Here is a 13,064-nt window from a genome sequence, read left to right as displayed (position 1 = left end):
GATATCCGCTCATCCGCAGGCGACTTGACCTGCCCCACCCTCGCCACACCACAACCAACGAGACACCGACCACAAAGTCACCGGCATTGGGCCTAACCCGGGAGGTGCCGACGAACGGCCGCCGCGACGAGGCGTCAGCCGTCGTCACGGCGGCCGTCAAAGGCCCGGCGGAAACCCGCCGGAGCTACAGCCCGGCCAACCGCTCCAGTGGGAACGGAGGTTGGGCCAACGGCCGGGTCGCCATCCGCAGCAGGAGCAGCGGGCTGTCGTCACCGGCCGTCCGGTTGGCGCTCAACTCGTCGCAGGCGGTGCAGCGGTGGATGATGACCCACTCGCCGCCACCGCGCACGGAGATCGAGATCGGCTCCATCCGGGCCCGGCAGCCCGACGCCCGGTCGCCGGGGACGCGGTCGTCGAGGTGCAGGCTGTAGAGGCAGTTCGGGCAGTGGTTGCGGTGCGCCGTGCCGGGTGCGCGCATCGACACGTCGAGGCGGCAGTGCCGGCAGCGGAACGACTCGGCGGCCCGCTCGGGCCCCGGGCCGGCCGCCGGCTCCTGCGGGTCGTAACGGCGGGACCGGGCGTACGCGCGGAACTCGGCGTACTCGGAGTACTCGGCGCGACCGGCGTCGCCGGTGGGGCGTTCGGTGCGGCTACGGGGGTGTGGCGGTCGGTGTCGTCGGGACACGTCGGGGGCTCCCTGCGGGATGCGGGCGGACTGGGCGGCTCGGAAGAACAGAGCGCGGTCCGGCCACCCCGGGGTGGCGTCGCGGGCCGTCGGCCACAGGCCTCGGACGCGCGGCGAAGGCCCTCAGCCGAGCCGGGCGGGTGCCGGGCCGGACGGTGCGGGCTCCACCAGGGGTGCACGGAGAGCGCTCGCTGTCAGCCGGGGCACAAACCCACCACTTTCACCACATCGCCGGGGCCCGCCGCTCGCACACGGCAGGGGCTGCCGGTCGGACGACCGGCAGCCCCTACTCAAACCCGGCGGCCCGACCGGGTGCAAGCGGATTTCCGGCTCGCACCGGGGCCGGGCGGGTCACCCGCGCGGAGCGGTCACTTCCGCAGCAGCAGGATGACGCCGGCGGTGGCCAGGCCCACCACGACGGCGGCGGCGCCGTACGCCAGCCGGTGCGCGCGGAGCACGGGCAGGAAGCGGTCCACGGCGTAGCGGCCGGGACCGGTCAGGGCGAGCGCGGCGGCACCCGCGGTGAGCAGCAGCTCGTACTCGTTGCCCTTGGGGGCGAAGAAGCCGCCGCCCCAGGTGACGGCGATCGCGTTGACCATGGTGCCGAGGATCGCGGCGGCGGCCAGCGGGGTGAGCAGGCCGGCCGCGAGGGCGAGCCCGCCCAGGGTCTCGGTCAGACCGGCGACAACGGCCATGGCGTTGCCCGCCGGGTAGCCGCTCATGGTGAAGAACTGACCGGTGCCGTCGAGGCCGCCGCCGCCGAACCAGCCGAACAGCTTCTGGCTGCCGTGCGCGGCCATGGTCAGGCCGAGGGCGAGGCGCAGCAACAGGAGGCCGGCGTCATAGGCGTGCGGGGAGGTCGTCGCGGGTGCGGGGGCGGCCCGGCCCGGGAGGACGGTGGTGGGGGCGGTCGTGCTCGGGCTGGTGCTCGGCATGCGCGTCTCCATCAATCGGGGTCAGTCGGGGCGATGAGGGTTGGTCGCGGTCACCTGGTTCGGATGTAGTTCAAATTCGAACCGCCGCCATTCGACGGTACCTGGAAGTTCGAATTTGAACAACACGGTCTCCGGCCCGCGGGTCGCGGACCGGCCGGAACCCGGGGCAGGGTGGAGGCATGGCTCATCGCAGCGAACAGAAACCGCCCGAACGGTCCGGCACGCCGTACGCCGAGGCCCTGGCCGCGTTCGGCGACCGGGTCCGGCTGGTCACCCCTCGCCAGTGGGACGCGCCGACGCCGTGCGCCGACTGGTCCGTCCGGGATCTCGTCAACCACCTCACCGGCGAACAGCTCTGGGTGCCCGAGCTGCTGATGGGTTCGACCATCGCCGAGGTCGGCGGCCGCTTCGACGGCGACGTGCTCGGCGACGACCCGGTCGCCGCCTGGACGGCCGCCGCCGACGCCGCCCGTGAGGCCTTCGCGGTACCGGGCGCCACCGAGCTGACCGTCCACCTGTCGTACGGCGACGTCTCCGCGCAGTACTACCTGGACCAGCTCACCTCGGACGCCGTCGTGCACACCTGGGACCTCGCCGAGGGCATCCGCCGCCGCACCCGGCTGCCGGCCGGCCTGGTGGAGTTCGCGCTCGGCGAGTTCACCGGGTACGGGAACCTCTCCGGCAGCGGCCTGTTCGACCCGCCGCTGCGGGTGCCGGCCGGCGCCGGCCCGCAGGCCCGTCTGCTCGCCCTCACCGGGCGGCGTGACCGGCCCTGACCTGCGGTGTTCCCGGACCGGCTGCCCGGCGTGGCGCGCGACGCCGGATACTGGAGGTGTCGGGGGGCCAGCACCGGACGAAAGGCGGGTGCGCCATGAGCCGCAGGCCGGACATCCTCGGCGAGTTCACCGCCGACCACCGGGCCGTGACGGAACTGCTCGACCGGGCCGAGGCTGCCCCGGACGGCGCGGCCGAGCGCGGCGAGCTGCTCGTCGCCCTGACCGACCTGCTGTTCAGCCACTGCGCCGCCGAGGAGGAGTACCTCTTCCCCGCCGTTCAGCACGACGTGCCGGACGGCGGGGCACTGGTGTTCACCAGCATCCACGACCACCTCGCGATCGGGCAGTACCTCGTCGACCTCCAGGGCCTGGGCCCCGGCGACCCGGCCTTCGGCGCGCTGTTCCGGGGGCTGGCCGACACCGTCCGCCGGCATCTGGCCGCGGAGGAGAAGCGGCTGTTCCCCGCCGCCCGCAAGGCGCTGCCCGCCGAGGCCCGGGCCGAGCTCGGCGAGCGGCTGCGGGCGGAACGGACGGCGGTCACCGAGGCCGGACCGTAGCGGGCGGCGGCCTGCGGGCCGGGGGACACCGCCCGGAGCATGCCCGCGCCCGCCGGGGCGGTGCCCCGGCGGGCGCGGACCCGGGCCGGCTCAGTTCTTGAGGCTGATCACCGCGAACCGTCCGCCCTCCGGGTCCTGGAGGCGGGCCACCCGCCCGTACGGCGAGTCGAAGGCAGGCCCGATCACCGAGCCACCGAGCGCCTCCGCCTGGGCCAGCGCCGCGTCGGCGTCCGGCACCGAGAAGAACACCTCCCAGTGCGGCGGCATGCCGGCCGGGCCGCCCGACTGCTCCTTGGCCAGGGCCGCGACGCTGTACCCCTCGGTGCGCAGCACCACCCGGTCGTGCTCCCACCGCACCTCGAAGCGCTCGGGGTCGCGGCCGTCCCAGCGGAACACCTCGCCGTAGAAGAGCGCCGCCGCGAAGGGGTCGGGCGTGCGCAGTTCGATCCAGACCGGTGCGCCCGGCAGCTCCAGCCGACGGGCCCGGCCCGGCAGTCCCTCCCAGATCCCGAACACCGCCCCCGCCGGGTCCGCGGCCAGGACCACCCGGCCGGCGTCGAAGGCCAGCGGGCCCACCGCCAGGGTCGCCCCGCGCTCGCGGACCGCGTCGGCGGCGGCGTCGGCGCTCTCCGTTCCGAAGTAGCTGGTCCACGCCACCGGCATGCCCCAGCCACTGCCCGTGACCCCCAGCCCGGCCACCGCCTCGTCGCCGACCACCGCGTGCACATACGGCCCGAAGCGGTCCGGCGCGGGCTCGAACTTCCAGCCGAGCAACGGGCCGTAGAACGCTGTCGCCACTTCGAGATCGCGCGCCATCAGGCTCACCCAGCACGGAACGGCCGCCACACAGCGCACCTTGGCGGTCTCACGGCTGCTCATCGCGAACCTCCTCGACGCCCGGCCGCCGGGGCCGTCCCGGCTCCCACGGCCAACGGACCGCCCGGGCGCTTTCAGCCTAGGGCTTGTCTGACAGTTCGCGTCGCATCAGCGCGCGGCGCTGGGCGCCCGGCTGGGCGTGCCGCCGGAGCGGCCTCGTACTGGACGTACTCGGTCGATTCGGCGGTGCGTCCGGGCGGGATGCCCGGCCTCGTGCGCGCGGCGGGAATGGTCAGACAAGCCCCAGGGGGCGAGGCGGGCCCGGCGCGGCACGGCACGCAGGTGGGACCGGCCGGTGCGGCGAGCTCGGCGCCTCAGAGCTCCGGGGTCTCCCGGAAGCCGTGGTGGCCGGCGCCCGGGGCGGTGGGGGCGGGCCGGCCGTGGCCGCGGGCCGGGGTGGCGGCGGTGCTCGCGGCGGGGTCGAGGGAGAGGTGGGCGGCCGGGCCGGCGCCGTGGTCGAGCCGGGCGACGAGGTGGAGGCGGTCGTCGTCGGCCGTGCCGGCGGGCCGGTCGCCCTCGGACCAGGGTGGTTCGGTGCGCGGGCCTGGCCGGTCGTAGAGGGCGAGGACGGTGAAGCCGTTGGCGGCGAGCAGGTAGCGGAGCTCCTGGGGGAAGAGCAGCCGCCAGGCGGAGTGCTGCTCGACCGGTGTGCCGCCGTCGGTGGTCCAGATCCTGGTGCGGCGCAGGAGTTGGGCGGCATGGTCGATCCACAGCGTGGTGTGCGAGGTGTGGGTGACGCCGTCCCGGGTGACGGTGTCGGTGCGCGGGGCGTCGAGGAGTTCGGTGCGGCCGAGGAAGAAGGCGCCGTTGCGCATCTCGGCGACCAGCAGTCCGCCGGGCCGCAGGTGGTGGCGGAGCCGGCCGAGCAGGGCGTCGAGGTCGTGGTTGGTGTGGCAGTAGAGCAGGGCGCTGTCCAGGCAGAGCGCGGCGTCGAAGCGGCCGTCGAGGCTGAAGTCCCGCATGTCGCCGACGTGGTAGTCCGGACCGGGGTGGCGGCGGCGGGCGTACCGGATCATCGCCTCGGAGCTGTCCAGGCCGGTGACCCTGCGGCGGGCGGTGCGGTGCAGCCAGCCGGCGTCGCGGCCGGTGCCGCAGCCGAGGTCGAGCACGTCCGGCCCGGCGCCGTGGTCGCGGAGTACCGACTCGGCCCACCGGGCGGCCGTGAACTCCGCGTCGGGGAAGCGCAGTTCGTACAGCTCGGGGGTGTCGGTGAGCAGGTTGCGGCCGGTCATCGGGCCTCGCAGGGAGTGGGCGGACGGGGGCGTGGCCGAGGCGGACGGCCGGGGAGCGGACGGGCGGGCGGGCGCCGCGGCGCCCTCATGACCCGGCCTCCGGATCGGCGGGCCGGACACCGAGGCCGGCCCGGGCGGCGGTGCGGACGGTGCCGTCGGCGCCGCCGATGCCCCGCCAGGGGTCGTGGGCGAGCAGCAGGTGCCCGTCCAGGTCCACCCAGCGGGCGCGGTCGGCCAGGTGGACGGCCGGGGCGATGCCGAGCGAGCTGGCGACGAGGCAACCGAGCATGAGGTCGGTGCCGCTGCCCCGGAGGGCGGCCTGGATGCGCAGCACCTCGTGGACGCCGCCGCACTTGGCGAGCTTGAGGTTGACGCCGTGGACCCGCCCGGCGAGGCGGACGGCGTCCTCGTAGCCGACGGCGTCCTCGTCGGCGATCACCGGCAGCGGGGAGCGTTCGGCGACTGCGGCGAGCGCGTCGGGGTCGCCGGGGGCGATCGGCTGCTCGACGGCCTCGACACCGGCGTCGGCGAAGGCGGCCAGGAGCCGGTCGGCCTGGTCGGGTGTCCAGGCGCCGTTGGGGTCGAGCAGCAGCCTCGCGCCGGGGGCGGCCTCGCGGACGGCCCGGACGCGGGCGAGGTCGGCCGCGGGGTCCGCGGAACCGGCCTTGATCTTGAGGACGGTGAAGCCGGCGGCGGCGAGCTCCCCGGCCCGGGCGGCGGCGCGGGCGGCGGGCTGGATGCCGATGGTGCGGGCGGTGGCGGCGGCCACCGGGCCCGCCCGGCCCAGGAGCCGGTGGACGGGGGCGCCGGCCCGGCGGCCGGCCAGATCGAGCAGGGCGGCCTCGACGGCGGCCAGCACACCGGCCGGCAGCCCCTTGAACGGTGCCGCCCCGCGCCGGAGTTCGGCGATCGCCTGCTCCGGGTCCGGGATTCGTTCGAGGTCCGCGCGCAGGGCCTCGACCTCGCGCAGGATGCGGGAGGTGGGCAGCCGGAGGTAGTCGCTGCTGACGACCTCGCCGTGGCCGGTGAGGCCGTCGTGGCGCAGGGCGAGCCGGACGGCGTCGCGCTGGGCCGTCACCGAACGGGAGATCCGCAGCGGCTCGGCGAGGTGGAGCCGGACGGTGTGGACGGCGAGCCTCATCGGGCCCCCTCGCGGTGGCGCGCGCGGTCGGTGCGGCAGCGGGCCCAGCCGGTGGCCTCGGCGGCGGCGGGGTGCGGGAGTTCGGTCGGGCGCGGGGCGGCGCGGTCGGGGTCCAGACCGTGCCGGTGGCAGAACCCGTCGTCGTAGACGGTGCCCAGGTAGCGGTGCGGGCCGTCGGGGAAGACGGTGGCGACGACCTCGCCGGGGCGTGTGCGGGCGGCCCAGGCGGCGACCAGGGCGACGGCCCCGGTGCTCCAGCCGCCGCTGACGAAGTTGCCGCGGGCGAGGCGGCGGCAGGCGTCCACGGCCTCGGCCGGGCCGACCCAGTGGATCTCGTCGAAGGCCTGGTGGGCGACGTTGCGCGGATGGATGGAGCTGCCGAGGCCGCGCATCAGCCGGGGGCGGGCGGGCTGGCCGAAGATGGTGGAGCCGACGGAGTCCACGCCGATGATCCGCAGCTCCGGCCAGCGGCGGCGCAGCGGTTCGGCGAGCCCGGCGCTGTGGCCGCCGGTGCCGACGCTGCACACCAGCACGTCCAGGTGGTCGAGTTCGGCGGTGATCTCCTGCGCCATGGCGTGGTAACCGGCCGCGTTGTCGGGGTTGTTGTACTGGTCGGGCCAGTAGGCGTCGGGCAGCCGGCCGAGGACGGTACGCAGCCGGGCGAGCCGGGCGGCCTGCCAGCCGCCGTGCCGGGCGGGCCGCTCGACGAGCTCCAGCCGGGCGCCGTAGGAGCGCAGCAACTGGCGCATGGACGGTTCGAGTTCGGCGTCGCCGACCAGCACCACGGGGTGGCCGAAGGCCTGTCCGGCGAAGGCGAGGCCGATGCCGAGGGTGCCGGAGGTGGACTCCACCACCGTGGCGCCGGGCCGCAGTTCGCCGCGGGCGTGGGCGCCGCGGAGCATCGCGACGGCTGAGCGGGCCTTCATGCCGCCGGCTCCGAGGCCCTCCAGTTTGGCCCAGAAGCCGGGGTGGGGGTGCGGCAGCGGGGTGCTGATCCGGGCGAGCGGGGTGCGGCCGAGCAGCGGCAGCAGGTCGGGGTTGCCGAGGCCGGCCGTGGCGAGCAGGGTGGTCATCGGGCGCCACCGCCGTACAGGTGGAGGACGGTGGGCCCGCCGTCGAGCCAGAAGAAGGGGTACGGTTCGGCGCTGACGGCGCTGACGCCGTCGCCGAGCAGCCGGGGCAGCACGGCGCTGCCGGTCTGGGCGAACAGCACCAGCGGGGCGCCGGTGGCCCGGGCGTGCGCGAGCAGCGGGTCGAGCGTGCCGTTGCCGAGGGTCATGCCGGAGGCGAGGACGGCGTCGCAGTCGCCGAGCCGGGCCAGGGCGTCGGTGTGCACCGGCTCGCCCCATTCGGTGGTGCCACCCTTGAGGTCGCACGGGACGTACTCGACGCCCTGCGAACGCAGCTGTTCCAGCAGGGAGTTGACGACTCCGACGACGAGCACCCGGCGCACCCCGGGCGGGAGCAGGCCGATGACGGCGCGGGCCCGGGCGCGGGACTTCGTCAGCGAACCGCCGGCCGGCAGGGCGACCGGGCGGGCGCCGTGGGCGGGGGTGTGCGGACGGCAGTGCATCAGGTAGGCGTCGAGGGCGGCGACCCGGACGGGGGTGAGGGGGTGGTCGAGCAGTTCGGCGACGTCGGCGCCGACGCAGTCGGTGAGCGCGTCGGCGGGCAGCTCACCGGGTTCGACGGCGCAGGAGCCGACGGCGGCGCCGAGCCGCAGGCTGAGCACCTCGTTGCGGTAGCCGTGGGCGCGGCCGGCGTGCCGGACGGCCTGCGTGGTGCCGAAGGCGAGGGCGATCCGCTGTCCGGCCGGGTCGGGCCCGTACACGCCGGCCCGGACCTGGGCGGCGATCCGGTCCAGCGCGGGGGCGGGGGCGGTGGTCGTCACGCGGGCACCGCCCGCTCCTCGGCCCGGCCGGCGTAGCGGGGGGTGAGGCCGGAGAGCAGCCGTTCGGCCTCGCGGCGGGCGCCGGCACCCTCGGGGTCGGCGGTCATCACATGGCCGAGGTACTCGTTGTTGCTGGTGGCGGGCCGGACGTCGCGGCCCGGCCCGGCGAGGGAGAGCTCCACGACGGCCGGGTCGCGGCGCACCGCCGCCTCGCCGTCGAAGCCGTCCAGCAGACCGGCCCGCCCCTCCCCCGGCACCAGGAAGGCGATCGCGGCACTGGCGACGCCGGTGGGGCGGGCGGTGAGGTCGGGCCGGCCGCCGAGGGCGACGTCCACGCAGGCGGCGGCCAGGTCGATGCCGGTGACGCGGCGGACGAGTTCGGTGATCCGGTTCCCGGCCGGGCGCGGGTTGACCTCGACCACCCGGGGCCCGGCCGGGGTGAGCTTGATCTCGGTGTGCGCGACGACCTGGTCCAGCCCGAGCGCGGCCAGCGCGGCGACGGCCGTCCGGGCGGCGGCCCCGGCATCGGCGGGGTCGAGCGCGGCGGGGAACATGTGGCCGGTCTCGATGAAGGCGGGCGCGCCGCCGACGCTCTTGTCGGTGACCCCGACCACATGGGTGGCGCCGTCGGCGGAGACGGTCTCGACGCTGACCTCGGGCCCGGTGAGCAACTCCTCCAGCAGGGCGACGGGGGCCCGGCGCTGGCCGCGCGCGTTGACCGGGAACGCCTCCAGGGCGGTGAGCGCGACGGCGAGCTCCCGCTCGTCGACGACCTCGCGGACCAGCATGCCGGCGCACAGGTCCACCGGCTTGACCACCAGCGGGAAGCCGATCTCCCGGGCGGCGGCGAGGGCCTCCCCCCGGTCGGCGCAGAGCGCGTACGCGGGCCCGGGCACCCCGGCCGCGCCGAGCGCGCGACGGGTGAGGTCCTTGCGGCAGGCGGCGGTGACGGCCCCGGGCGCCGGCCCGGGGAGCCCGAGGTGCCGGGCGACCAGCGCGACCGTGGGCAGGTAGTAGTCGCAGGAGGAGAGCACGCCGTCGAAGCCGAGCACGCCGTGCAGCCGCTCGGCGTACGGGAGCAGGGCGGCCGGGTCGTTGGTGTCGGCGGTGAGGACGTTCTCGGCGGCGAGCAGCGGGTGCGGCGCCCCGGCCGGGGTGGCGCGCAGATAGTGGTGCAGGTCCCGGGTGAGGAAGGTGAACCGGTGACCGCCCTCTCCCAGCGCCCTGGGCAGCAGAGTGCTCATGGAGCCGACCCAGCTCTCGATCATCAGCAGATGCGCCACGGATCTCCCTCTCGACGGGTGCGGCAGGCCGGCCCGGCATGCCGAGGGAGAACATAACGGGATCCATTTTCATTTTCAACACGGTTCGGACGCGGCGTCAGATGACATCCGTTTTCATGTAGTCTGCCGCGCGTCGACCCCCTCCACCTGCCCGTCCACTCCCTTTCGGAGTTATCTGATGATGCGTCATGTCGATTACGAGATCAGGCCGGCACTGCCCTCGGACGTCCCGGGCGCCCGTCGGCTGATCCTCGACACGTTCTACCGGGAGTTCGGCTACGGCTACGTCCCGGACTGGCACGCCGACGTGGTCGACCTCCAGGGGTACTACCTGGACCACCCCCGCCACGCGCTGCTGGTGGCCGTCCACCGCGAGGAGGTGGTCGCCACCACGGCGCTGCACTCCACCGGGCCCGCCCACCCACCGCACCCGCGCGCCCTCGCCGAGCGCTACCCCGACGGCACCACCGCCCAGCTCGTCCGGGTGTACGTCCGGGCCGAGCACCGCCGGCACGGACTGGCCCGCGAACTCGTCCGACAGGCCTGCGAGTTCGCCGCCGCCGAGGGCGGGTACGAGCGGCTCTACCTGCACACCAACACCAGGATCCCGGGCGCCGAGCCGTTCTGGCGCAGCCTGGCCGAGGAGGTCCACGACGCCCGCCCGACCGGCGAGCACGGGCCCGGCGTGGCCACCGTCCACTTCGAGATCCCGCTGCGCCGCCCGATGGCGGCCGGGGGCGGGGCGGTACAGCGGGTGACGGTCTGAACCGGACGACCGGAGCACACCCCGGCCACCCGGTCGGAGGGATGTGACACAGGTCACGCCCGCAGGTGAAATTTCCGGGGAGTGAATCCCCGTTTGGTCCTTCATAGAGGAAAGCGGGGAGGATTTCCCCGGTACTCTGATGGAGGAGCATCGCCGTGAGCACCGCAGCAGCCGCCGAGCAGGTCCGCGCCGTGGAGCCCGTTCGCGCACCCAAGCTGCGCGCGGACGCGTCCCGCAACCGTGAGCGGATCGTCCTGGCGGCCCGTGACGCTTTCGTCGAACACGGCGCGGACGCGCCGCTGGACGAGATCGCGAAGCGGGCGGGCGTCGGCAACGCCACGCTGTACCGGAACTTCCCGGACCGCGCGGCGCTGATCCGTGAGGTGGCGCTGCTCGTCAAAAACCGTATCCTGGCCATCGCCGAGACGGCGACGGCGGAGGGCGACGGCCCGTTCGACGCTCTCCAGCGGTTCGCCCACGCGACGGTCGAGGAGAAGGTCGGCGCGCTGTGCCCGCTGCTCACCAACCGGGTCGACCCGTTCGACCCGGCCCTGGTCGAGGCCCGCGAGCGTCTGACGGCTGCCGTCGGCAGCATGATGGACCGCGCCCGCGAGGCGGGCGAGCTGCGCCCCGACGTCGACCACGGTGACCTGTTCATCGCGATGAGCCAGCTCACCCGGCCGCTGCCGGACATCTCCTGCCACCTGCTCAACGACTTCGTGCACCGGCACCTGCAGCTGTTCCTGGACGGCCTGCGGGCGCCCGCCCGCTCCACCCTGCCCGGCCGGGCCGCGACCTTCGAGGACTTCAAGCCGCACCACTGACAGCCCCAGCACCACGATCACGGCGACTCCGGCGCCGGCCCACCGGAGACCGACCACCACAGCGCGCCGCGAGGACGCGCCGACAGCGGCCGGTCGGCACCTCCGGCCCCGCCGCGCCCTCGCACGCCATCTGTCCTGATCCGCACGTCATCCGTCCGATCCGTACGCCACGCACCGTGAAGCGAGTACCCCCATGCCCAAAACCGACTCCACACCGCCGACGCAGGCCGCGTCACAGCCCGATCCGAGGCGCTGGAAGGCCCTGATCTTCATCGGCCTCGCCCAGTTGATGGTCGTCCTCGACGCCACCATCGTGAACATCGCCCTGCCGTCCGCGCAGAAGGACCTCGGCATCACCGACGGCAACCGCCAGTGGGTCATCACGGCCTACGCGCTCGCCTTCGGCGGCCTGCTGCTGTTCGGCGGCCGGATAGCCGACCTGTGGGGCCGCAAGCGGACCTTCGTGGTCGGCCTGACCGGCTTCGCCCTCGCCTCCGCGCTGGGCGGCGCCGCCGCCAACACCGCGATGCTGCTCGGCGCCCGCGCCCTCCAGGGCGTGTTCGGCGCGCTGCTCGCACCGGCCGCGCTCTCGCTGCTCGCGGTGATGTTCACCGAGGCCAAGGAGCGCGCGAAGGCGTTCGGCATCTACGGCGCCATCGCGGGCGGCGGCGGCGCGATCGGCCTGATCCTCGGCGGTCTGCTGACCGAGTACCTGAACTGGCGCTGGACCTTCTTCGTCAACATCCCGTTCGCCATCGTCGCCGCCGTCGGCGCCGTCCTGGTGATCCGCGAGCCCTCCGAGGGCCGCAACCGCAACCGTCTGGACATCCCCGGGGTGCTGCTGGTCACCACCGGCCTGGTCGCCCTGGTCTACGCCTTCACCCGGGCCGAGTCGGACGGCTGGAGCTCCGGCGTGACGATCGGCCTGTTCATCGCCGCCGGTGTCCTGCTGGCCGCGTTCGTCGTCGTCGAGCGGGTCGTCAAGGCGCCGCTGCTGCCGCTGCGGGTCGTCCTGGACCGCAACCGCGGCGGGGTCTACCTGTCGCTCGGCCTGGCCGTGATCGGCATGTTCGGCCTGTTCCTCTTCCTGACCTACTACCTGCAGATCGTGCTCGGTTACAGCCCGGTGCTGACCGGTGTGGCCTTCCTGCCGATGGTGGCAGGCATGATCACCGGCTCGACCCAGATCGGCGCCCGGCTGATGACCCGGGTCCCCGCGCGCTTCCTGATGGCGCCCGGCTTCCTGGTCGCCTCGATCGGCATGCTGCTCCTCACCCAGATCGACCTCGACACCTCCTACCCGGCACTGATCCTGCCCGGCCTGATCCTGATGGGCCTCGGCATGGGCACCGCCTTCATGCCGGCCATGAGCCTGGCCACGCACGGCGTCCAGCCGCGCGACGCGGGCGTGGCGTCCGCCATGGTCAACACCTCCCAGCAGGTCGGCGGCGCCATCGGCACCGCGCTGCTGAACACCATCGCGGCCAGCGCCACGGCCACCTGGCTGGCCGCGCACGCCGGTGCCGCGACGTCCCCGGCCGCGGCCCAGGCGGCACAGTTCCAGGGCATGGTGCACGGCTTCTCGACCGCGATCTGGTGGTCCTTCGGCATCCTGCTGACGGCCGCCGCGATCGCCTTCGTCCTGGTCAACGCCGGGCGCCCCGACGGCGCGACGACCGGTTCGGCCACGGGCGAGGAGGACAGCAACCAGGTGCCGGTGCTGGTGCACTGACCCCTGGAGGTACTCGGGCGCGAAGCGGCCCGTCCGGTGTTGCGACGTCGCGACACCGGACGGGCCGCTCGGCGTTTCACGGCCCCCGGCCCCCTCTCCGGCTCCCCCGCCCTCCGGCTCCGTCCCGGGAACGACCCCCGGCTAGAAACGGGGATCACCCCCCGTTTATGGTGGTGACAGCTCGAAACGGGGAATGATCCCCGCTTCTCTTGGAGTGAGGTGCGTGGAAATGACCCGGAATCAGCCTCCTGGACGCGGTCGACGGGCCGCCGACTGGACGGACGGCCGGCTGGGGATCTACTCCCTGGCCAGGGCCAACCTCCGCAAGATCTTCCCGGACCACTGGTCCTTCATGCTGGGCGAGAT

Annotated in this window: 13 protein-coding genes; 5 read left to right on the top strand and 8 right to left on the bottom strand. The window is 74.7% G+C overall.

The window, feature by feature from the left end; translation table 11 throughout:
* Positions 1 to 184 precede the first annotated feature (184 nt).
* The gene (locus tag ACIQIB_RS38685) at positions 185 to 685 is read right to left on the bottom strand and encodes an RNHCP domain-containing protein (protein ID WP_363614168.1); all 501 of its coding nucleotides are present in this window, start codon (positions 683 to 685) and stop codon (positions 185 to 187) included.
* A 368-nt stretch (positions 686 to 1,053) separates the two neighbouring features.
* A complete protein-coding gene (locus tag ACIQIB_RS38680; RefSeq protein ID WP_400653653.1) occupies positions 1,054 to 1,620 on the bottom strand; it encodes a DoxX family membrane protein in 567 nt (188 codons plus the stop codon).
* Positions 1,621 to 1,799: 179 nt separating this feature from the next.
* Here ACIQIB_RS38680 and ACIQIB_RS38675 point away from each other — a divergent pair, with 179 nt between their 5' ends.
* Both ACIQIB_RS38675 and ACIQIB_RS38670 read left to right on the top strand, forming a co-directional pair.
* A complete protein-coding gene (locus tag ACIQIB_RS38675) occupies positions 1,800 to 2,396 on the top strand; it encodes a TIGR03086 family metal-binding protein (protein WP_400653654.1) in 597 nt (198 codons plus the stop codon).
* Positions 2,397 to 2,491: 95 nt separating this feature from the next.
* On the top strand, positions 2,492 to 2,953 hold the full coding sequence (locus tag ACIQIB_RS38670) for a hemerythrin domain-containing protein (RefSeq protein WP_363614162.1): 462 nt from the start codon (positions 2,492 to 2,494) through the stop codon (positions 2,951 to 2,953).
* Positions 2,954 to 3,043: 90 nt separating this feature from the next.
* Here the strand turns inward: ACIQIB_RS38670 and ACIQIB_RS38665 are convergent, their stop codons facing one another.
* The 6 genes from ACIQIB_RS38665 to ACIQIB_RS38640 all read right to left on the bottom strand — a co-directional run bounded on the left by ACIQIB_RS38665 (position 3,044) and on the right by ACIQIB_RS38640 (position 9,376).
* On the bottom strand, positions 3,044 to 3,832 hold the full coding sequence (locus ACIQIB_RS38665) for a VOC family protein (protein WP_400653655.1): 789 nt from the start codon (positions 3,830 to 3,832) through the stop codon (positions 3,044 to 3,046).
* Between the two features lie 311 nt (positions 3,833 to 4,143).
* Positions 4,144 to 5,061 carry a class I SAM-dependent methyltransferase gene (locus tag ACIQIB_RS38660; RefSeq protein ID WP_400764051.1) on the bottom strand — a complete coding sequence of 306 codons (918 nt, stop codon included), beginning with the start codon at positions 5,059 to 5,061 and terminating at the stop codon, positions 4,144 to 4,146.
* An 85-nt stretch (positions 5,062 to 5,146) separates the two neighbouring features.
* On the bottom strand, positions 5,147 to 6,202 hold the full coding sequence (locus tag ACIQIB_RS38655) for a dipeptide epimerase (RefSeq protein ID WP_363614156.1): 1,056 nt from the start codon (positions 6,200 to 6,202) through the stop codon (positions 5,147 to 5,149).
* A complete protein-coding gene (locus ACIQIB_RS38650) occupies positions 6,199 to 7,275 on the bottom strand; it encodes a pyridoxal-phosphate dependent enzyme (RefSeq protein WP_363614154.1) in 1,077 nt (358 codons plus the stop codon). The genes ACIQIB_RS38655 and ACIQIB_RS38650 overlap by 4 nt, the downstream gene beginning before the upstream one ends.
* Positions 7,272 to 8,093, bottom strand: coding sequence for a Rossmann-like domain-containing protein (locus tag ACIQIB_RS38645; protein WP_363614152.1), 822 nt, complete (start codon positions 8,091 to 8,093; stop codon positions 7,272 to 7,274). The genes ACIQIB_RS38650 and ACIQIB_RS38645 overlap by 4 nt, the downstream gene beginning before the upstream one ends.
* Complete coding sequence (locus tag ACIQIB_RS38640) at positions 8,090 to 9,376, bottom strand: ATP-grasp domain-containing protein (protein WP_400764047.1); 1,287 nt, start codon at positions 9,374 to 9,376, stop codon at positions 8,090 to 8,092. The genes ACIQIB_RS38645 and ACIQIB_RS38640 overlap by 4 nt, the downstream gene beginning before the upstream one ends.
* Before the next feature lie 181 nt (positions 9,377 to 9,557).
* Between ACIQIB_RS38640 and ACIQIB_RS38635 the strand changes: the two genes are divergently transcribed.
* From ACIQIB_RS38635 to ACIQIB_RS38625, 3 genes are all read left to right on the top strand, one after another.
* The gene (locus tag ACIQIB_RS38635; RefSeq protein WP_400653658.1) at positions 9,558 to 10,142 is read left to right on the top strand and encodes a GNAT family N-acetyltransferase; all 585 of its coding nucleotides are present in this window, start codon (positions 9,558 to 9,560) and stop codon (positions 10,140 to 10,142) included.
* Positions 10,143 to 10,297: 155 nt separating this feature from the next.
* Positions 10,298 to 10,966 (top strand): TetR/AcrR family transcriptional regulator, encoded by a 669-nt coding sequence (locus tag ACIQIB_RS38630; RefSeq protein ID WP_363614148.1) that lies wholly within the window; start codon positions 10,298 to 10,300, stop codon positions 10,964 to 10,966.
* A 193-nt stretch (positions 10,967 to 11,159) separates the two neighbouring features.
* Positions 11,160 to 12,698 (top strand): MFS transporter, encoded by a 1,539-nt coding sequence (locus ACIQIB_RS38625; protein ID WP_400653659.1) that lies wholly within the window; start codon positions 11,160 to 11,162, stop codon positions 12,696 to 12,698.
* Positions 12,699 to 13,064: the final 366 nt, after the last annotated feature.

Origin of the sequence: Kitasatospora sp. NPDC092286, assembly GCF_044755565.1 — a bacterium.
Taxonomy (GTDB): Bacteria; Actinomycetota; Actinomycetes; order Streptomycetales; family Streptomycetaceae; genus Kitasatospora.
This window is presented reverse-complemented; position numbering and strand designations above follow the sequence as displayed.